Here is a 19,435-nt window from a genome sequence, read left to right on the forward strand (position 1 = left end):
GCGCTCGGCGTCAGCCGGTCGTACGTACGGCCGACGGTGCGCTCGGCGTCAGCCGGTCGCGCTCCGGTCCGGCCACTCCCGCACTCTCAGCCGGTCGCACTCTCAGCCGGTCGCACCCTCAGCCGGTCGCGCTCCCGGCCGTCCCCGCGCCGCGCCTGCCGTCGAGCGGGACGGGAGCCTCCCCTCGCCGCGCGAGCCGGCGCACCATGCGCACCAGCTCCCTCGGATCGAAGGGTTTCGCCAGGAACGCGTCGACCCCGGCGGCCACGCCCGAGTCCACCTCGTACGGCGTGCACGCGCTGATGACCGCGACGGGCAGACGCTCGGTCCTGGGATCGGCGCGCAGCCGGGCGGCGGTCTGTATCCCGTCGAGCCGGGGCATCACCACATCGAGGGTGACCACATCCGGGCGGACCTCGTGAACCAGGTCCAGGCACTCGACGCCGTCGGCCGCGGTCACGACCTCGAAGCCCTCCAGCTCGAGATTGACCCTGATCAGCTGCCGGATGACCTTGTTGTCGTCCACAACAAGCACGCGGCCGTACGCCCCTGACACTCTTCGAGAGTAGGTCGAGCGGAGGAGCTGCGTCCGGGTTTTGCCCACTTCCGTCCCCGGAGGAGTGGCGTACGTCGGCCCCGCGGCGGGCGCTACGACGCGGAAATACCTGTTCCCGGACACCCCGTCGGAGCTGGTAGGGTTTCACTCGTCGCCGCCAAGCGCAGCGATATCGCCCCCGTAGCTCAGGGGATAGAGCATCGGCCTCCGGAGCCGGGTGCGCAGGTTCGAATCCTGCCGGGGGCACTTCAGTTCGGACAGCGTGGTCACACCGCAGGCCGGACGAAGCGCCAAGCACAGAGGGTCGGAACCAGTTCTCACTGGTTCCGACCCTTTGTCGTTGCGCGCCACGAGAGCATTACTATCATCGATGTTAGTAACATCATTGTTCGTGTCCTGCGTCACTGGAGGCTGCGCATGGCGGATTTCGTGGGCCGGCAGGCCGAGCTGGCCACGCTCGAGCGTGAACTGGGCAAGGTCGCGGCCGGAGCAGGCGGCGAGCGTCCGGGCCGCTGCGTGATGCTGCGGGGGCGCCGACGCGTGGGCAAGTCCAGGCTGGTCGAGCGCTTCGCCGAGCGCTCCGGCGCACCTTTCCTCTTCTACGCCGCCACCGGGGCGTCCCCCGAGGCGGATCTCCAACGGCTGGCCCGGGACGCCGAGGCCTCGACCCTGCCGCTGGCCGGAGTTCTGTCCGGAGCCCGGCCGGCGAGCTGGGACGCCGCGTTCGATGTGCTGGCGGCCGCCCTGCCCCACGACCGGGTGAGCATCGTCGTCCTGGACGAGCTGCCCTATCTGATGGATACGGACGGCGCCTTCGAAGGGACGCTCCAGCGGGCCTGGGACCGGGTGCTGGAGACCAAGCCGGTACTCCTGGTCCTGATCGGCTCCGACCTGTCGATGATGGAGGCCCTGAACAGCTACGGCCGCCCGTTCCACCAGCGCGGACGCGAGATGGTCCTCGGACCGCTGAACCCGGCCGAGGTCGGCAGGATGCTCGACCTCGACGCCGCGTCCGCCTTCGACGCCGCCCTGGTCACCGGCGGTCTGCCGCTCATCTGCACGGAATGGACGCACGGAGCGGGTCTCTGGGACTTCCTTGCGGAGGCCCTCAGCGATCCGGTGTCCGCCCTGCTGGTCTCGGCGGAGCGCTCACTCGCCGCCGAGTTCCCCAAGGAGTTGCAGGCCCGTGCGGTGCTGTCCGCGATCGGCAGCGGCGAGCGGACGTTCTCCAACATCGCCCGTGCCGCCGGCGGGCTGTCCGGCGCCTCCCTGCAACGGTCGCTGACCGCCCTCACGGAGAAGCGCATCGTCGCCGCCGAACTGCCGCTGTCCACCCGGCCGTCGAAGGACCGGCGCTACCGCGTCGCGGACCCATACCTGCGCTTCTGGCTGAAACTGCTCGGCCCGGCCCTCCCTGAGATCGAACGGGGCCGCGGCGACCTGACGCTGACCCGCATCAAGGACAACTGGACCAGCTGGCGCGGCCGGGCCGTCGAGCCCCTGGTCCGGGAGGCCCTGGCCCGCCTCCTGCCGAACGCCGGCCTTCCGGCCGCCCCCGCGATCGGCGGCTACTGGACACGTACGAATGACGTGGAGATCGACCTCGTAGGCGCGGACCGGGCCCCGATCGCCAAGGAACTGCTGTTCGTCGGCTCGGTGAAGTGGCTGGAGAACTCCCCCTTCGACCGTCACGACCTGGCCGCGCTGCACCGCCACCGGGCCGCGTTGACACCGGAACCCGTGCCGGTGGTCGCGGTGTCGCGCAGCGGGACCGACTGCGGCGCGCTGGACGCGGCGTACGGACCGGCGGAGTTGCTGGAGGCCTGGCGCTGAGCCGGTCGATGACCAGGGATTACGCAGATTCAGGAGGCAACAGCCGAGGGCCGCGAACGCGTGCGTTCCACGAACGCACGCACCGCCACACGCATCAGCACACGCATCGGCGTGCTCACCGGCGCACTCACCGGCGTACTCGTCCGAACGAAAGCTCTCCGCCACCCCGTTTGTCTCCCTGATCACGGGGTAGTCGCAGCCCGAATCACCCTGTCCGGGCGCGGACGCCCTTCGGGCGGCCGGCGCGGATGGCACGGCAGCATGCCAGGACCCGGCTGCCAGGACACATGACCGCCCGGCCGGGGCGCCGCTACGGCAACACGCCGCGCGCATCCGCATGTCCCGTACCGCCGAGGGGCTGGGCGGCGCCATGTCTCTTCGCCGGGTCTCAGGTCGACGCGAAAGGTACACGTGACCAGGCTGACAGCAGAGCCCCAAGGCAAGTACAGGGCCTTCGGCGAGGGAGCCGGGCGACCGATGAGCATCAGGGGCCGCATCGCGGACTCCGGTGCGACGAAGGCGGAAAAGCCGTGATCAGACTCGAAATAGGTTCCGGCGTCAACAGTGCCGTCGATTTCCTGGAAGATCGACTCCCCTGGCTCTTCGACTCCCTGCACTCCGTCGGCCAAGGCTTGTACGACGCCGTGTACTTCGTCATGTCGGGCCCCGACGCCCTGGTGATGGGGGCGATCCTCGCGCTGATCGCCTGGTGGCTGCGGGGCCTGGTGGCAGCCGTCCTCGCGTCCGCCGGCTTCTTCCTGATCAACTCGATCGAGTTGTGGGAAAAGGCGATGCAGACGCTGTCGCTCCTCGTCGTGGCGGCCACGGTCACCATGGTGATCGCTGTACCGCTCGGCGTCTGGGCGGCCCGCAACAAGTCGGTGAGCTCGACCCTTCGGCCCGTTCTCGACTTCATGCAGACGATGCCGGCCTTCGTCTACCTGGTACCCGGCATCACCTTCTTCGGGGTGGGCGTGGTGCCGGGCATCGTCGCCACCATCATCTTCGCGATGCCGCCCGGCATCCGGATGACGGAGCTCGGTATCCGGCAGGTGGATGAGGAGGTCGTGGAGGCCGCGGACGCGTTCGGAGCCGCTCCACGTGCCATTCTGCTGCGCGTACAGCTGCCGCTGGCCCTGCCGACCATCATGGCCGGCGTCAACCAGATCATCATGCTCTCCCTGTCCATGGTGGTCATCGCGGGCATGGTCGGCGCCGACGGTCTGGGTACCGTCGTCTTCGAGGCCATCAGCTCGGTGGACATCGGCCTCGGCTTCGAGGCGGGTCTCGCGGTGGTCATCCTCGCCATGTATCTCGACCGTATGACCGGCGCGCTGAATCAGCGCATCTCACCTCTCGGCCGCCGTGCGCTGGCCAAGGCGGCCGCCCTCCGTGCGGGCAAGGTCCTGCAGTGGAGGCCCAACACGGCGTTCGCGGGGATAGGCGTGCTGGTTCTCGCACTGCTCGCCGGCGGTCTGCAGATCGCATCCGGCCCGGACGACGACGGCCGGGAGGTGGACGAGAAGGACCGGGGGAAGGAAGCAGGCGCGGCTCCCAGCATCGGCTACTTCCCGTGGGACGAGGACGTTGCTACCACCTACCTGTGGAAGAACGTTCTGGAGCGGCGCGGATACAAGCCCAGCATCCACCAGTACGACGTCGGGTCGATGTTCACCGCGATGGCCGGCGGCCAGGTCGACGTGGAGTTCGACGCCTGGCTTCCCAACGGCCAGAAGCAGTACTGGGACAAGTACAAGGACGATCTGGTCGACATCGGTCCGTGGTACGACGAAACCACGCTGGAAGTGACGGTGCCCAGCTATGTCAAGGGCATCAAGTCGATGGAGGACCTGAAGGGCAGGTCGAAGGAGTTCGGCGGCAGGATCATCGGCATCGAGCCCGGAACGGGCGAGATGAACCTGCTCAAGAACGAGGTGCTGCCCGGCTACGGGCTCGACAAGGAGTACAAGGTCACCGACGGCAGCTCCCCCAGCATGATCCTGGAGCTGCAGCGTTCGCTGCGGAAACGCGAACCGGTGGCGGTCGTCCTGTGGTCGCCGCACTGGGCCTACAGCAAGTACGAGTTGACCAAGCTCGATGACCCCAAGAAGTTGTGGGGCGAGGTGAACGAGATCCGCTCGCTCGGCCACAAGTCGTTCCCGGAGAAGTTCCCCGAGTTCCACGGCTGGCTCAAGGACTGGCACATGTCCGAGGAGCAGCTCGGGGACCTGGAGGCGGCCATCCAGGACGCGGGCACCGGCCATGAGGAGGCGGCCGTGGAGAAGTGGATCAACAAGAATCCGGGCGTGGTCGACAAGATGGCGCCGCTCTCCCCCTGATCCGGGACGTACGGTGGCGGGCGCCGTTCACGGCCCGCCACCGTCCGCTTCTCAGAAGGGGCGGTCCCCCGCGATGGCGACCCGCTCGGCGACCCTCGGGTGCGGGGCGTAGTCGTTCACGGCGTAGTGCTGGGTCGCCCGGTTGTCCCAGAAGGCCACGTCGCCCGGCTGCCAGCGGAACCGCACCTGGTACTCGGGGACGTGCGCCTGCTGGAAGAGGAAGCGCAGCAGACGGTCGCTCTCCGCCCGGTCGATCCCGACGATCCGGGTCGTGAATGAGGTGTTCACGAACAGCATCCGCCGCCCCGACTCCGGGTGCGTGCGCACCACCGGATGCTCGACCGGCGGGAACGCCTCCTGGTGGGGGGCGAGTTGCTCGGGCGTGTAGAAGCGTGCGAACCCTGGGATGAAGTCGTGGACGGCGCTCGCCCCGTCGATACGGTCCTTCACCTCCTGCGGCAGGTTGTCGTACGCGGCGGCCATGTCGGCCCACATGGTGTCGCCGCCCAGCGGTGGTACCTCGCGCAGTTGCAGGACGGCGCCGAGAGCGGGACGCTCGCGGAAGGTGACATCGGTGTGCCAGACGTTCTCGAACGTCTTCGGTGCCCCCTCCGCCTTGTCGAAGCGCACGACGTCCTCACTGTCCCCCGTGGCCAGCAGCGGGTTGACTTCGAGCTCGCCCCAGTGCCGTGCGAAATCGCGCTGGGCTGCGGAGGTGAGGTTCTGCCCCCGGAAGAAGAGCACCTTCCACTCCAGCAGGGCACGGTTCAGCTCTTCACGCAGGGCCGGCTCCAAGGGCCGGGCGAGGTCGAGGCCCTGGATCTCCGCGCCGATCGTACGGGCCTGGGGAACGACGTCGAAGAGGGTGTACGGGCGCGCGGTCGTACCGGCCGGCAGCCGTTCCAGGACGCGGTGCCCTTCGTACAGGCCGTCCTCCGGTATGCGCGCCTCGCGCAGGACGGGCCGGGTGACGGTGGGGCGTTGGGCGGTGGTGGCGGTGGTGGTCATACGGTTCCTCCTTGCAGGAGAGCGAGCCGCCGTGGGGCCCGGACAGGCGGGCCCGGGTGCCCGAAGGAACAGGCTGGGACCCGCGACAGCGGCCGAGGCCTCCGGCGGCGCGATGAGGTGGTGGGTCATTCACGCCCACGCCGCGCGCCTGCCGGGCAGACAGGCGCGCGACACGGTGGACCCATCGGTTGTGAGAGGCCGGAGAGAGACAACACCGGCTGGAAGGCAGCCGGGTTACTGACGTCCGGTCAGCGCGGGTGAACGCAGGCACACGCCGGCGGCGAGCCGATACGGCCGCGGCGGCGCAGACAGGTGGTGGACCGCGGAGCGCACTCGCCGCAAGGCCCCGTCATCCGCAGGGCGACGGTGGTCAGCGAGTACAGGGTCATGTCCCGCATTGTGTGCCGCCCCGCCGAGGCGGTCAAGCCCGCCCTCGGGTGCCGGCCGCCTACAAAGCCGTTGTCCAGAGGCGTATCGACGTCATCGAGACGTCCCGAGCCATCGGAATGATCGAGCGCCTGTTCGGGTGGATGGGCTGGGACCACCGGGAGTAGGCCCAGGCTCTGACGACGTACTTCACCAACGAGTCCGGGCTGTCCACAAAGGAGATGACACCGCTCCTCGCGGGTCTGCTGGAACTACAGCCCTGGCTCGACCAGTGGCACAGCGAGTTCGACCCGCTGTACGGCAGTACCCCCGCCGCGTTCTTCGCCGGTTACCGCGCCACCCAGCAGGGTGAGCACGGCCTGCCCGACGAGGATCTGCGCGCCTGGCGCCCCGCTCCTGCCACGCGTCGAGGGAGGCGCCCGGCAGGCGGCTGATGCCCCGGCCCTCAGGGTGCGACGTACAGGTCAGGCCCACATGGCCTACAGCGGTGGCCAGGGGGAGTGCGTCGAGGTCGCCCCCAACCCCCTCACCTCGTCCCCGTCCCCGTCCCCGTCCGCGACAGCAAGCGCCCTACCGGCCCCGTCCTCGCCTTCGGCCACGACGCCTGGCACACGTTCGTCAGCGAGCTGCTCTGACCTCGGGCATCCACGCAGTCACGCACAGGCGGTTCCGGGACCTTGCCGGGCCTGCCATCGGCATCACCCCCCACTACCGGCCAACACCGAAAATCCGGACGATTGCCCGGCAAGCTCGTTGTTAGGGTGATGCGTTGACATCGATCGGAGCCGGGGGACTCATGACGTTCGACGACGAGTGGGCACAGCTCAAGGCCGACGCACAGGACCGGCGGTCCACGCAGATGAGCCTCAATACAGCCGGACCCCAGTCGGGCAGTGCGGGGTCCGGGGCCAATGGCGACCTCGTCGTTCATCAGGACGACCTGGGCGCGGTCGGCAACGAGGCCTTCCGGATCCACGGTGAGCTGCAGAAGCGTGCCGACATCGCGGGTGCCGGGATCGACAAGGCCGGCGCGGGGACGACCGCCCGGGCCGCGGCCGAGTTGCAGGGACGGAACTTCAGCGCGGGTGGAGAGCTGTACACCACGCTCGAGGTCTGGACTTCGCAGGTGAAGACGGTCCTGCAGATGTGCGCCCATATCTCCAATCACCTGGACTACTCGAAGAAGGCCCACGCCGACGACGAGGTGCAGATCGCCGCCTCCCTCGTGGGAAGAGACGGTTCGCCCGTGCCGGTGTCGGAGCTGCTGAAGTACGTGAAGTGAGCGGGGCCGGAAATCATGGGGGCGTTCTCGTACACAGATCTCATCGAAGTAGATCTGGGCAAACTGGATGCGGCGGCCGATGACTGGACGTCGACAGCGGCCGGGCTGGAGAAGCTGGCCACCGAGGTCTACAGCGGTCTCCTGCAGTTGTCCGACGGGGCTGACTGGGCCGGTCTGAATGCCGCTGTCACGAAGGACTTCGTCCGCAAGACGGCCAAGGAGGTCGCGGATCTCCACCTGGAGGCACAGAGCATCGTGGCTGTCCTCAAGGATGCCCATGGCGAGCTGACACACGTCCAGAAGCGAGCCAGGGAGCTGACCGCGGAAGCCCGTAAGGGCGATCCCGCACGGGCCGCGGACCCTGATCCGGGGCTGCTGGTGACAGATGGCCCCAAGGGCACGGTGAAGGTCACGGAGGCGTTCTGTGGCGTCGACGGGACATCCCAGCGCACCAAGGACCTGATCCAGTGGTACGCCGACACGCTCACCGGGCTTGTGGCGCACGCGGCGGAAATCGACGCGGCCATCACCCGGGCCCTGAAGAGAAGCCACGGCGGCGACCCGCACAACGCGGGGCACGCCACCTACACCTCACTGGACGAGGACCAGCTGCCCCGTGCCATGAAACTGGCCTCGCTCGGTGACGACACGAACACGGCGCAGCGCGCAGAGCTACGGCGGCTCTGGACGTCACTGAGCCCGCAGGCCCGTGCGGAACTGTGGAGCGGGCACAAGGGCGACCTCCTCGCGGCGGGGCTGCTCGCTCCGACGGTCAAGCGAGTCGCTCCCGACCGGGGTTCCGGCCCTCATGGCGCCGAGGAGCCGGGAGCTGAGGAGCGCAGGACCCGGGAGAAGATGAACCTGATCGCCGAGGCCGCCGACTGGAAGGGCGACAACGACGCCGCCCGGCACATGGCGCATTACCTGGGGAACAGCGGAACGGACATGGAGCTACCCGTCGACAAGATGATGTCGGACGTTCCCGGCTTCCGCACTCATATCGAGAAGAGCATCAGGGAAGAGCAGGACATGTGGCGCGATCAGGCCCTCGCCGAGTTCAAGCGCAATGGAGGACAGCCAGTCGCGATGCCGGTGGAGACCAATAACCGTGACTTCAGTTTCAGCAAGGACGCCGACGAGAACTGGTTCTTCGCAGTCGGTTCCACCAGGTCGAATGTGACCGGAGTTGTCACCGTGGTCCCCGATGCGAGTGGCCGACCCCAGGTCGGCCTCGACTATCAGGCCAACGCCTGGGACCGCTACAACTGGGACGAGGACAAGGGAGTGACCATCGGCATCCCCGGGGGTGGCGACATGAACATTCCAGATGGCCGGATGGCCCGCCTCCACACCACGGGCATTGCCCAGGAGTTCGATATGGCGGGCAGTAGCTCCGTCAAGCACTACGATCTGGGCAGATCCGCCCCGACCCAGGACCCATTGCCTCAGCCGGACGAGCCCGGGCGCGAGGGCGACCGAACGGATCCAGGTCGTGAGCAGCAGGAAGCGCGATAGAGGACCGATGAACAGCTCCAGCAAGACCGCTGCCGGTGAGCCACCCGTACGCCGCCGTCGCATGCCTGTCGCAGTCATCGTCCTGTCAGTTCTTCTCGCCTGCGCCGCCGGCACGATCGGTGTGGTCTCCTGCGTCACGGAGAAGGTCTCCTCGGACTTGATGGACAAGGAGATGACCTGCTGCTGGGAAGACGAAGCTACGCCTGCCTGGATGGGCGACCAGATGGGTATTCGCATCCCGGACGCGGCATCGGACCGTCGGGCGGGTTACAAGGTCGGGGAGCGTTACGACACCGGCCTGCTGTCCTTCGTCCTCCCGGGCGACGAGGCGGAGACCTACACCAGCCGGCTCATCCGTAGCGGCACGAAGATGATCGAGAACCTCCATCCCGAGGAGAAGGACTACCGCCCTGCGGCTGCCTTCGGCCACCTCGGCCTGCCCGAGCCGGAGACGCTCGTCCACGGGCTCCGGGAGGTCAGCCTGTGCCCGGACGACCTCGCGACCCCGGAGGGCAAGTACCTCCAACGCTGCGTCGACCTCTTCGCCCACGAGTTCACACCCGGCAGCACGCGGATCTACGTCCGGGCGACCATCGAACCGTCCGTGACTCCCCCTCCTGCGAGCGAGGCTCCCTAGCCTGCCGCGGCGGGCGGCAGAGGCCGGGCACAGCCCCCTCCTTCGCGACGTCATCGGCATCAAGACGTCTATCTCCACCTCCGACTTCATCCTGAAGCTCGCCGAGGCGGTCACTGAGGTTCCCCCTGCGAGCTGGACAGCTTGATACTGGGACGGATGGTCCCGGAGGAAGCAGTCACAGGTAGTGAGCGCGAAGACCAACATGAGTAAGCGGTACACGGCCGAGTTCAAGCGGGACGCGGTTGCCTTGGCGTTGGAATCAGACGAAAGCCGGCGCTGGGAAACGCCTGTGTCTTCCCTCCATGGATCCCCGAGCCCTCAACGGGCTGAAGTTCAGCGCAGCTCTTCCTTCTCGACTGGCCGGGGCCACGCTCTCAGCACGGATGGCAGATGTGGAAGGAGCGAGCGCGGCGCTTGGTGAACGCGTGCGGTTCACCAGCCGAATCGTCTGAACAAGAGCTTCGGATTCCGATACGGCAAACTGCGGGAATCCTGAGCCACCCACTGGAGCACCCGTGCCCGGCCACGTCACCACCCCAGCCCGCACCTGCTGGGGACTTACGGACGCACGTTCCAGACATATCGAACCGCCTCCCGTCCGTAAGGCCCTTCTCCAGATGCAGGGGGGCGAGGGCGCCGGGTCGGTAGAGCCGTAGGAGAGCATGGCGGAGCCCGGGAGTCGTATCCAGCTCCCGGGCCCCTGGGGTTGCCACCCAATTGCGCTTGCCAGCGCCGTTTAAGAGTGCGGATCAGTCGTCATACCGTCGCGTTCTGCCTTTGAACTACCGCGCCACGGAGAGGCGCAGGCCGGATTCGAACCAGCATTCAACGGTGGTCATCCGTACTCGGTCGATCTGGCAATCGGCGGCGATACTGAAGCTGGAGCGAGAGTCTGAGATTGATCGCGGCTGCCTCTGCCATGTTGGGCCACCCCGGCAGGTGGTGCCGGGGGGAGGACTCGAACCTCCACCGTTACCGCGTCTTCAGGCTGAACGTCAGTTTCAGCTTGCGCTCATCACACGGGGCGGACCTCAATTCCGTCTCGTGCAGGGTGCGCAGCCCCCACGACATTGGCGCGGGGGCGTTCTTGGGATGTGCCGCCTTGCGCTCGTCCGACCCTAGCCGAACAGGTAGCCGAACACCGCGTCTCCGACCCGCTGGTCGGTGACCTCGGCGCCGTTGGCCTCCTCGCGGGCGAACTTCACCGCGTGCTGAAGCTTCTCGACGCGCTCCAGCAGCTCGTTCACCCGTCGCGCCGGAAGCGCACCGGAGAACTTCACCGTGGTCCAGTACCCGATGGGCACGTCCTCGTAGTAGACGTCGACCTGCGCCGGGTGCTTGTCGGTCGCCTCGGCCTTGACGTGGTTACGCGGGACCTTCTTCGTCCGGATGGTGCGGACCGGGTCCGTCTTCCACCAGTCCGTGGACGGGTCCAGCGACCAGGACTCGGACGCGTCCAGGACCGGGAGCTTCTTCACGAAGGTGTGGAGGTCGGTGAGCTGCTTCTCCAGGAAGAGCAGGTAGCTGACCGGGACTTCGCGGACGACCACGTGTCCGTCGACGGTGACGTCCGCGCGGGCCTCGCAGTTGGCCCAGTCCTTCGTCGCGGTCACGTCGAACAGCCGGGTCAGCGACGCGGACATCTCACGCAGCGCCTCCTCGGCCTTGATCTGCACCCGCGTGGACTCGGGCGGCAGCTGCTCGCCCTCTTCGTCCTTCGGCTGGTACGTCCGCGAGATGCCTGCCAGGAGTGCCGGCTTCTGCACCTTGTGGTGGGCCGCGGTGATGTCCTGGAGCGACTTGCTCTTGACACCCTTCTCCACGGCGATGATCTGGTTGAGCTTTGTCACTTCGCCCCCTTCGAGTGACAGAAACCTACCGCACAGGCATTCGGTCGGGCCTGTGGTTTTTCTGCCGTCAGCCGACCACGGTCCAGGTGTCCTTGCCGGCGAGGAGCATGTCCAGTTCGCCCTTGCCGTTCTGTTCGATGGCGGTGTCGAGTTGGTCGGCCATGAGGGTGTCGTAGACGGGGCGTTGGACGCTGCGCAGGATGCCGATGGGGGTGTGGGTGAGGGTGTTGGCATCGGCGAGGCGGGTGAGGGCGAAGGCGGTGGTGGGGCTGGGGTTGTGGGCGTCGTGGATGAGGATGTCGGACTGGTTGTCTTCGGTGACGGTGACGATGGAGAGGTCTCCGGTCAAGGTGTCGCGGGTGATGCCTTTGGTGTGGTCGGTGCCGAAACGGATGGGCTGGCCGTGTTCGAGGCGGATGACCGCTTCTTGGGCCTGGTCCTTGTCCTTGAGGGCTTCGAAGGCGCCGTCGTTGAAGATGTTGCAGTTCTGGTAGATCTCCACGAGTGCGGTGCCGGGGTGGTCGGCTGCGGCGCGCAGGACGCTGGTGAGGTGTTTGCGGTCGGAGTCGATGGTGCGGGCGACGAAGGTGGCTTCGGCTCCGAGGACGAGGGAGAGGGGGTTGAAGGGGGCGTCGAGTGAGCCCATGGGGGTGGATTTGGTGATTTTGCCGAGTTCGGAGGTGGGGCTGTACTGGCCTTTGGTGAGGCCGTAGATCCTGTTGTTGAAGAGGAGGATCTTGAGGTTGACGTTGCGGCGCAGGGCGTGGATGAGGTGGTTTCCGCCGATGGAGAGGGCGTCGCCGTCGCCGGTGACGACCCAGACGGACAGGTCGCGGCGGGAGGTGGCCAGGCCGGTGGCGATGGAGGGGGCGCGGCCGTGGATGGAGTGCATCCCGTAGGTGTTCATGTAGTAGGGGAAGCGGGAGGAGCAGCCGATGCCGGAGACGAAGGTGATGTTCTCCTTGGCGAGGCCGAGTTCGGGCATGAAGCCCTGGACGGCGGCCAGGACGGCGTAGTCGCCGCAGCCGGGGCACCAGCGCACCTCCTGGTCGGACTTGAAATCACGTGCGCTCAGGGGAGCTTCGCTCTTCGGCACGAGCGACAGGACCTCACTCGACATCGATGGTCTCCTTGAGGGCGGTGGCGAGTTGCTCGGCCTTGAAGGGCATGCCGTTGACCTGGTTGTAGCTTTGGGCGTCGACCAGATACTTGGCGCGGATGAGGGTGGCCAGCTGGCCGAGGTTCATCTCGGGGATGACGACCTTGTCGTAGCGCTTGAGTACCTCGCCCAGGTTGCCGGGGAAGGGGTTGAGGTGGCGCAGGTGGGCCTGGGCGATCGTCTCCCCGGCCGCGCGTAGTCGGCGGACGGCTGCGGTGATGGGGCCGTAGGTGGAGCCCCAGCCCAGGACCAGGGTGCGGGCGTTCGCCGGGTCGTCGACCTCCACGTCCGGGACCACAATGTTGTCGATCTTGGCCTGGCGGGTGCGGACCATGAAGTCGTGGTTGGCCGGGTCGTAGGAGATGTTCCCGGTGCCGTCCTGCTTCTCGATCCCGCCGATCCGGTGTTCCAGACCGGGTGTTCCGGGTACCGCCCAGGGGCGGGCCAGGGTCTGCGGGTCGCGTTTGTAGGGCCAGAACACCGCGGTGCCATCGGCGAGTTCGTGGTTGGGGCCGGTCGCGAACTGGGTCCGTAGGTCCGGGAGACTGTCGGTCTCCGGAATCCGCCACGGCTCCGAACCATTGGCCAGATACCCGTCGGAGAGCAGGAACACCGGGGTGCGGTACGTCAATGCGATGCGGGCGGCATCCAGGGCGGCGTCGAAGCAGTCGGCGGGGGTTTTCGGTGCCACGACCGGTACCGGCGCCTCACCGTTACGCCCGTACATGGCCTGGAGCAGGTCCGCCTGCTCCGTCTTCGTCGGCAGCCCCGTCGAGGGCCCGCCCCGCTGGATGTCGATGATCAGCAGCGGCAGCTCCAGGGACACCGCCAGGCCGATCGTTTCCGACTTCAGGGCCACCCCGGGCCCCGAGGTCGTGGTCACGCCGAGCGAGCCGCCGAACGCGGCCCCCAGAGCCGCGCCGATGCCCGCGATCTCGTCCTCCGCCTGGAACGTGCGCACACCGAAGTTCTTGTGCCTGCTCAGTTCGTGGAGGATGTCCGATGCGGGAGTGATCGGATACGAGCCCAGATACACCGGCAGGTCCGCCAGCCGGCCCGCCGCGATCAGCCCGTAGGACAAGGCGAGGTTTCCGGAGATGTTGCGGTAGGTGCCCGTCGGAAACGCCCGGGATGCCGGAGCGACCTCGTAGGAGACAGCGAAGTCTTCCGTGGTCTCGCCGAAATTCCAGCCCGCCCGGAACGCCGCCACGTTCGCCTCGGCGATATCGGGTTTCTTCGCGAACTTCGACCGCAGGAATGTTTCCGTGCCCTCGGTCGGACGGTTGTACATCCAGGACAGCAGACCGAGCGCGAACATGTTCTTCGAGCGTTCGGCTTCCTTACGGGAAAGCCCGAACTCCTTCAGCGCCTCGATCGTCAGCGTCGTCAGCGGCACCGGATGGACATTGAACGCCTCCAGCGACCCGTCGTCCAGCGGAGACTGGGTGTAGCCGACTTTCGCCATCGGGCGTTTCGTGAATTCGTCGGTGTTCACGATGATGTCCGCACCGCGTGGCACATCGGCGATATTCGCCTTCAGCGCGGCGGGATTCATCGCGACCAGCACATTCGGCGCGTCGCCCGGAGTCAGGATGTCATGGTCCGCGAAATGCAGCTGGAACGACGACACACCCGGCAACGTACCCGCAGGCGCCCGGATCTCGGCCGGGAAGTTCGGCAACGTCGACAGATCATTCCCGAACGACGCCGTCTCCGACGTGAACCGGTCACCCGTCAACTGCATACCATCACCCGAATCACCCGCAAAACGGATGATCACCCGATCCAGACGGCGGATCTCTTTCACTCCCGCTCCCCGATTCACTCCCGCTCCCCGGTCGATGGCACGAGTTGTCTTTGCAGCGCGCGTTCCGTGCTGGTCAGCGGGACATCGGCGCAGAGCCGTTCCGGGTGGCCGGCAGGGGGTTCCTTCAGGCGGGTCTCGGCCATCGGCAGCGGTGGCCCCATCATGGGGAGTCCCAGCCAGACCCAGCCCGCCGAGGTCAGCGAGAGGTAGATCTCGCGCAGGGCTCTCGTCACGTACTTCATGCGAGCTGTGCCTCCGCCTCTGCCTGGACACGGGGAGCGTCGGTGCCGGCGGTGGACGGCTCCTCCTCGCCCCAGGTCCACAGCCTGGCGACCGCGTTCAGGTCCAGGTCGTGGCCCCCGGTCCAGATGCGGGCCGCCGCGGTGAGCACGGACTGGCGGTCGGCCTCGGGAGTACCCGCGCGGGCCGGGAGGAGCGGGGTCACGGCGCCGGCGCCCAGGCGGATCGAGCGGTGCCTGCGGGCGAAGGCGGTGAGAGTCTGACGGGGGCCCGCCTCGATGAGCAGGACGTCGTCGGCGGCCAGCAGCTCGTCCAGGGCGTTGCGGAAGTAGACCGTGTCGGTGATCTGGCGGGCCCAGAAGCGCGGGCTGCGTGCCTCGTCGGGGCTCATCAGCGTTCCGGTGTAGCCGGAGTAGAGGGGGAGCCGGGGCGCCCGGAGCGGGATGTCGCGGTAGGCGACCTCCACCGCGTCGGATGCGGGGGCCATCGCCGGGGAGTGGAAGGGGCTGGTCGCGGGCACCGTGACGACGGTGTGCCTGTCGGCCTTGAGGCGGGCGGCGACCTCGGTGAGCGGGCCCTTCGAACCGGCCAGCATCACCTGCTGGTTGGCGTTGACGGCCGCGATGCCCACGTCCTCGGTCAGATACGGGAGCAGCTGTTCCTCGCTCGCCGCGACCGCGAGCATGCCGCCGGCCGGTATCTTCACGGCCTCCCGGACCCGGGCCTGCACCATCCGGGCCGCGTCGCGCAGGGATACGACTCCGGCGAACGTCGCGGCGACGAGCTCCCCCGCGCTGTGGCCGAGGAAGGCCGTGGGGCGGACACCCCAGCTGAGTACGAGACGGCCGAGCGCGTAGTCGATCGCGAACAGGAGCGGCTGGGCCCGGCGTACGTCGTCGATGTCGATGGACGCACGCGCGGGGTCGAGCCAGTCGGCGCGGATACGGGGACCTTCGCCGCCCATGTGGGAGAGGGCCGCGTCGACCGCCGCCGTGAAGACGGGTTCGGTGCGGTAGAGGCCGGCGGCCATCCCGGCGTGCTGGGAGCCCTGGCCGGGGAAGAGCAGGGCGATGGGCCGTGGGCGCGAGGCGTCGGCGGTGCGGGCCTTGTGCACGGCGCGGGAGGCGAGGGCGGAGACGGAGACGGCCGCGCCGCGCACCGGGCCGGGGGCGGTCCCGCACGGTACCGCGGTCGGCAGGGCGGGGAAGATCTCGCGGTGCACCCCGCTGAGCATGGGCAGGAGTTCGCCGCGTACCCGTTCCTCGTCCTCGGCGTTGCGGCCCGACCAGAGGATGAGGCGGTGGCGGTCCGGGTCGGTGCCGCGCGGGGCCTGGTGCAGCGGTCGCAGCGGCGGGGCCTTGTCCTCACCCGAGGAGTCGGGGAGGGAGGCGGCGAGGGGGCCGGTGGGGGGATCGATGAGCGGGTCGGTGAGCGGGCCGGTGAGCGGGTCGGTGATGTCGAGTACGCCGAGGACCGCGTCGCCCTCGGCCACCGCTTCGGCGGCGCGTTTGACCGCGTACACGGTGATGGTCTGGGGGTCGGGTTCACCGAAGCCCGCGACGAGGGCGAGGTCGGCTGTTCCCTCGTGGAGTTCACGGTGGGCCTGCCGCAGCGCCCGGCCGGGAGTGGAGGCGGTGCGGACGGTGAAGCCTTCGTGCTCGGGCCTGATGCCCGGTTCGAGTACGGCCGCGCCGAGGAGGACGACGGTACGGGCCGGCAGGTCCTCGGGAGGGCGGCCGAAGGCGCGCAGCACCGCCGAGACCCCGGCGGCCGAGGCCCGTGCGTGCTGCTGGGGCGCGGAGCCTGGGCTGACGATCAGCCGGCGGACCACCGCACTCCGGTTGGTGAGCGACATGGTTCCCTCCTCGGGATGAAGGTGGTTCCGTGCGGGGGTCCCTGACGGCCGCCCCGCCCCGGGGGACGGAAGACGGGGCGGCCGTGCGGGGCCGGCTCAGGCGGCGGGCGCCTGGCCGGAGTTGATGAGGGCGAGGAGGGCGCCCGGGGTCTCGGCGTCCACGACGGCGTCGTCGGGGATCTCGATGCCGTACTCGCGCTGTATCTGCCCGATGACCTGGAGCAGGGCGAGGGAGTCGTAGCCGAGCTCCATGAACGGGGTGTCGATGACGTCACCGTCGAGGTCGATGCCCTCCTCCTCGCCGGCGCTCTCGCGCAGCATGCGGGTCAGGTCGGCCAGGGTCACTGTGGCGGTCGTGGTGCTCATGGTCGGTGCCGTCCTCTCGGTTGGGCTGTGAGTGGTTGTTCGGTGTGTGCGGGTACGGATGGGTACCGGTGTGCGGCGGCTTTTCAGCCGTGACGGCGTACGACGAGTGCGGCGTTGAAGCCGCCGTGGCCGCGTGCGAGGACCAGGGCGTTGCGCAGCCCGGCCTCGCGTGCCTCGGTCACCAGGTCGATGGTGTGGTCAGCGGCGGCGGCGCCGACGTTGACGGTGGGCGGGATGACTCCGTCGCGCAGGGCGAGCAGTGCGGTCGCCGCGTCGAGGGCGGCGCCCCCGGCGAGCAGCCGTCCCGTCATGGTCTTGGGGGCGGTGACGGGGACCCCGTTCGCACCGAAGAGCCCGGTGATGGCCTGCGCCTCCGCCCGGTCGAGGTCGGGTACGCCGGCGGCGTCGGCAAAGACGACGTCGATGTCGGCCGCGGTGATCCCGGCGTCCTCGATGGCGTTCTCGGCGGCCCTGCGCAGGCCCGGCGGCCTGCCTGTGCCGGGGGCGGGGTCGAGGGTGGCCGCGTATCCGGCGATCTCGCCGTAGACCGTGGCCCCGCGGGCGCCGGCCGATTCGGCGTCCTCGACGAGGAGGATCGCGCCGCCCTCGCCCGGTACGTATCCGCCGGCGTCCTCGGAGAAGGGCAGATAGGCGCGGGCCGGGTCGTCGACGGTGCTCATCAGGCCGGAGGCGATCTGCGGGACCCAGCCCCAGGGGCAGATGGCCGCGTCGACGCCGCCGGAGATGACGGCGGGGAAGCCCTTGCGGATGTGGCGGCGTGCGTGGCCGAGGGCGTCGATGCCGCCGGCCTGTTCGGTGAGCAGCACACCGCTGGGTCCGCGGAGCTTGTGCCGGATGGAGATCTGACCGGTGTTGACGGCGTAGAACCAGGCGAACGACTGGTAGGCGCTGACGTACTCCTTGCCCTTGCTCCAGAGGTTCTGCAGTTCCCGCTGGCCGAACTCGACGGCTCCGCCCGAGGCCGCGGTCACCACGCCGATGCCGTACTGCGGCAGTTCGGCGGTGTCGATGCCCCCGTCGGCCAGCGCCCAGTCGGCGGCGGTCAGCGCGAGGCGCGTCATGTGGTCGGTCTGCGGCATCAGCCTGCTGGGGATGTGGTCCTCGGCGACGTAGTCGCCGACCTCCCCGGCGATCCGGGAGGGGTACTGGGCGGCGTCGAAGCGGGTGACGGGGCCGAGGCCGGACTCGCCGGCCAGGGTGGCCTTCCAGTAGCCCTCGGTTCCCAGGCCGTTGGGGGCGGTGATGCCCAGGCCGGTCACCACTGCGGTGGTCATACGGTGCTCCTCTCCGGGCGGGCCAGCACCATGGCGCTCTGGAATCCGCCGAAGCCGCTGCCCACGCTGAGGACCACGTCGGTCTTCTTCTCGCGGGCGGTCAGCGGGATGTAGTCGAGGTCGAGCTCCGGGTCGGGCTCGTGGAGGTTCGCGGTGGGCGGCAGCAGGCTGTGCTCCATCGCGAGGGCGCAGGCGGCGATCTCCAGGGAGCCGATGGCGCCGAGCGAGTGCCCGATCATCGACTTGATGGAGCTGATCGGGGTGCGGTACGCGTGCTCCCCGAGGCTGCGCTTGAAGGCACCGGTCTCGTGGCGGTCGTTCATCTTGGTGCCCGAGCCGTGTGCGTTGATGTAGTCGACGCTGTCGGGAGCGAGCCGGGACTCGGCGAGGGCCGCGTCGATGGCCTCGGCCATTTCGAGCCCCTCCGGCTTGAGTCCCGTCATGTGGAAGGCGTTGCAGCGGGAGGCGAAGCCCGCGATCTCGGCGTAGATGTGGGCGCCGCGCGCCCGTGCGCTCTCCAGCTCCTCCAGGACCAGGATCGCCGCGCCCTCGCCGAGCACGAGTCCGCTGCGGGTCAGGTCGAAGGGCCGGCAGGAGCTCTCCGGGGTGTCGTTGCGGGGTGTGGTGGCGTGGATGGCGTCGAAGCAGGCCGAGGTGATCGGCGAGATCGGGGCCTCGGTGGCACCGGCGATCATGATGTCGGTGGTGCCTTCGCGGATGAGTTCCACCGCGTGGCCGAGCGAGTCGAGGCCGGAGGTGCATCCGGTGGAGACGACCGCTGCCGGGCCCTCCGCGCCCGCCGCCAGGCCGACTTCGGCGGCGATGGAGCTGGGTACGAAGTGCCGGTACAGCTCGGGTACGGCGTACTCGTGGTCCACGTTCCACTTGCGGCCGCCGTCGCTGACGACCGCGTACTCGCGTTCCAGGCTGGTGGTGCAGCCGACCGCGCTGCCCACCGCGGTGCCGATGCGGCCCGGGTCGGCGGAGGAGAGGTCGAGGCCGCTGTCGGCGAGTGCTTCCCTGGTGGAGACCACCGCGAACTGGGAGGCCCGGTCGAGTCTGCGGATCTCCTGGTGGGAGAGTCCGGCGGCCCTGGGGTCGAAGTCGCACTCGGCGGCGACCTGCGAACGGAACGGTGAGGGGTCGTAGAAGGAGATTCTCCGGGTGGCGGTGCGGCCCGCCGTGAGGAGGTTCCAGTACTCCTTGACACCGACCCCACCGGGGGCCACGACGCCCAGGCCGGTGATGGCGACTCTGCGCATGGTCTACCTGGCCTTCGACGGGGCCTGGTGCGGCTCTGCGCACC

Annotated in this window: 16 protein-coding genes, 1 tRNA gene and 1 pseudogene; 8 read left to right on the top strand and 10 right to left on the bottom strand. The window is 68.7% G+C overall.

What is annotated here, in order from left to right:
- Positions 1 to 118: 118 nt before the first annotated feature.
- Positions 119 to 604: a PleD family two-component system response regulator gene (locus tag OG623_RS10195; protein WP_406145933.1), complete on the bottom strand. Its 486-nt coding sequence runs from the start codon at positions 602 to 604 to the stop codon at positions 119 to 121.
- Positions 605 to 730: 126 nt separating this feature from the next.
- Here OG623_RS10195 and OG623_RS10200 point away from each other — a divergent pair.
- The 3 genes and pseudogenes from OG623_RS10200 to OG623_RS10210 form a co-directional block, all read left to right on the top strand.
- A tRNA-Arg gene (locus OG623_RS10200) sits at positions 731 to 802 on the top strand.
- 171 nt (positions 803 to 973) lie between these two features.
- The gene (locus OG623_RS10205; protein WP_406145934.1) at positions 974 to 2,389 is read left to right on the top strand and encodes an ATP-binding protein; all 1,416 of its coding nucleotides are present in this window, start codon (positions 974 to 976) and stop codon (positions 2,387 to 2,389) included.
- Between the two features lie 530 nt (positions 2,390 to 2,919).
- Positions 2,920 to 4,716 (top strand): annotated as a pseudogene (locus OG623_RS10210) (ABC transporter permease/substrate binding protein); the annotation flags it as partial.
- Positions 4,717 to 4,779: 63 nt separating this feature from the next.
- Here the strand turns inward: OG623_RS10210 and OG623_RS10215 are convergent.
- Positions 4,780 to 5,736: a TauD/TfdA dioxygenase family protein gene (locus tag OG623_RS10215; protein ID WP_406145935.1), complete on the bottom strand. Its 957-nt coding sequence runs from the start codon at positions 5,734 to 5,736 to the stop codon at positions 4,780 to 4,782.
- Between the two features lie 563 nt (positions 5,737 to 6,299).
- On the opposite strand from OG623_RS10215, the gene OG623_RS10220 reads away from it, so the two are divergent.
- The 5 genes from OG623_RS10220 (at position 6,300) to OG623_RS10240 (ending at position 9,557) form a co-directional block, all read left to right on the top strand.
- On the top strand, positions 6,300 to 6,557 hold the full coding sequence (locus OG623_RS10220) for a DUF7008 domain-containing protein (protein WP_406151762.1): 258 nt from the start codon (positions 6,300 to 6,302) through the stop codon (positions 6,555 to 6,557).
- Between the two features lie 66 nt (positions 6,558 to 6,623).
- On the top strand, positions 6,624 to 6,758 hold the full coding sequence (locus OG623_RS10225) for a DUF397 domain-containing protein (RefSeq protein WP_406145936.1): 135 nt from the start codon (positions 6,624 to 6,626) through the stop codon (positions 6,756 to 6,758).
- 161 nt (positions 6,759 to 6,919) lie between these two features.
- Positions 6,920 to 7,405 (top strand): hypothetical protein, encoded by a 486-nt coding sequence (locus OG623_RS10230; RefSeq protein WP_406151764.1) that lies wholly within the window; start codon positions 6,920 to 6,922, stop codon positions 7,403 to 7,405.
- 15 nt (positions 7,406 to 7,420) lie between these two features.
- Positions 7,421 to 8,920, top strand: coding sequence for a hypothetical protein (locus OG623_RS10235; RefSeq protein ID WP_406145937.1), 1,500 nt, complete (start codon positions 7,421 to 7,423; stop codon positions 8,918 to 8,920).
- Between the two features lie 7 nt (positions 8,921 to 8,927).
- A complete protein-coding gene (locus OG623_RS10240) occupies positions 8,928 to 9,557 on the top strand; it encodes a hypothetical protein (protein WP_406145938.1) in 630 nt (209 codons plus the stop codon).
- A gap of 1,118 nt (positions 9,558 to 10,675) precedes the next feature.
- On the opposite strand, the gene OG623_RS10245 is transcribed toward OG623_RS10240, so the two are convergent.
- The 8 genes from OG623_RS10245 to OG623_RS10280 all read right to left on the bottom strand — a co-directional run bounded on the left by OG623_RS10245 (position 10,676) and on the right by OG623_RS10280 (position 19,391).
- Complete coding sequence (locus tag OG623_RS10245) at positions 10,676 to 11,407, bottom strand: hypothetical protein (RefSeq protein ID WP_406145939.1); 732 nt, start codon at positions 11,405 to 11,407, stop codon at positions 10,676 to 10,678.
- 67 nt (positions 11,408 to 11,474) lie between these two features.
- Positions 11,475 to 12,527, bottom strand: coding sequence for a 2-oxoacid:ferredoxin oxidoreductase subunit beta (locus OG623_RS10250; protein WP_406145940.1), 1,053 nt, complete (start codon positions 12,525 to 12,527; stop codon positions 11,475 to 11,477).
- Positions 12,517 to 14,409, bottom strand: coding sequence for a 2-oxoacid:acceptor oxidoreductase subunit alpha (locus tag OG623_RS10255; protein ID WP_406151766.1), 1,893 nt, complete (start codon positions 14,407 to 14,409; stop codon positions 12,517 to 12,519). Before OG623_RS10255 ends, OG623_RS10250 begins: the two co-directional genes overlap by 11 nt.
- A complete protein-coding gene (locus OG623_RS10260) occupies positions 14,388 to 14,615 on the bottom strand; it encodes a DUF6059 family protein (protein ID WP_406151767.1) in 228 nt (75 codons plus the stop codon). Before OG623_RS10260 ends, OG623_RS10255 begins: the two co-directional genes overlap by 22 nt.
- Positions 14,612 to 16,468 carry an acyltransferase domain-containing protein gene (locus tag OG623_RS10265; RefSeq protein ID WP_406145941.1) on the bottom strand — a complete coding sequence of 619 codons (1,857 nt, stop codon included), beginning with the start codon at positions 16,466 to 16,468 and terminating at the stop codon, positions 14,612 to 14,614. Before OG623_RS10265 ends, OG623_RS10260 begins: the two co-directional genes overlap by 4 nt.
- 96 nt (positions 16,469 to 16,564) lie before the next feature.
- Complete coding sequence (locus OG623_RS10270) at positions 16,565 to 16,834, bottom strand: acyl carrier protein (RefSeq protein ID WP_329207366.1); 270 nt, start codon at positions 16,832 to 16,834, stop codon at positions 16,565 to 16,567.
- A gap of 83 nt (positions 16,835 to 16,917) precedes the next feature.
- On the bottom strand, positions 16,918 to 18,129 hold the full coding sequence (locus OG623_RS10275) for a ketosynthase chain-length factor (RefSeq protein ID WP_406145942.1): 1,212 nt from the start codon (positions 18,127 to 18,129) through the stop codon (positions 16,918 to 16,920).
- Positions 18,126 to 19,391, bottom strand: coding sequence for a beta-ketoacyl-[acyl-carrier-protein] synthase family protein (locus OG623_RS10280; protein WP_406145943.1), 1,266 nt, complete (start codon positions 19,389 to 19,391; stop codon positions 18,126 to 18,128). The genes OG623_RS10275 and OG623_RS10280 overlap by 4 nt, the downstream gene beginning before the upstream one ends.
- Positions 19,392 to 19,435 lie beyond the last annotated feature (44 nt).

This window comes from Streptomyces sp. NBC_01012, from assembly GCF_045162755.1.
In the GTDB taxonomy this organism is placed as follows: domain Bacteria; phylum Actinomycetota; class Actinomycetes; order Streptomycetales; family Streptomycetaceae; genus Streptomyces.

Excerpts from the sequence above, each read along its gene's own strand:
- OG623_RS10215 (WP_406145935.1), bottom strand. The coding sequence starts at position 5,736 with ATGACCACCACCGCCACCACCGCCCAACGCCCCACCGTCACCCGGCCC.
- OG623_RS10265 (WP_406145941.1), bottom strand. The coding sequence starts at position 16,468 with ATGTCGCTCACCAACCGGAGTGCGGTGGTCCGCCGGCTGATCGTCAGC.
- OG623_RS10250 (WP_406145940.1), bottom strand. The coding sequence starts at position 12,527 with ATGTCGAGTGAGGTCCTGTCGCTCGTGCCGAAGAGCGAAGCTCCCCTG.
- OG623_RS10280 (WP_406145943.1), bottom strand. The coding sequence starts at position 19,391 with ATGCGCAGAGTCGCCATCACCGGCCTGGGCGTCGTGGCCCCCGGTGGG.
- OG623_RS10240 (WP_406145938.1), top strand. The coding sequence starts at position 8,928 with ATGAACAGCTCCAGCAAGACCGCTGCCGGTGAGCCACCCGTACGCCGC.
- OG623_RS10275 (WP_406145942.1), bottom strand. The coding sequence starts at position 18,129 with ATGACCACCGCAGTGGTGACCGGCCTGGGCATCACCGCCCCCAACGGC.
- OG623_RS10205 (WP_406145934.1), top strand. The coding sequence starts at position 974 with ATGGCGGATTTCGTGGGCCGGCAGGCCGAGCTGGCCACGCTCGAGCGT.
- OG623_RS10230 (WP_406151764.1), top strand. The coding sequence starts at position 6,920 with ATGACGTTCGACGACGAGTGGGCACAGCTCAAGGCCGACGCACAGGAC.
- OG623_RS10260 (WP_406151767.1), bottom strand. The coding sequence starts at position 14,615 with ATGAAGTACGTGACGAGAGCCCTGCGCGAGATCTACCTCTCGCTGACC.
- OG623_RS10235 (WP_406145937.1), top strand. The coding sequence starts at position 7,421 with ATGGGGGCGTTCTCGTACACAGATCTCATCGAAGTAGATCTGGGCAAA.
- OG623_RS10270 (WP_329207366.1), bottom strand. The coding sequence starts at position 16,834 with ATGAGCACCACGACCGCCACAGTGACCCTGGCCGACCTGACCCGCATG.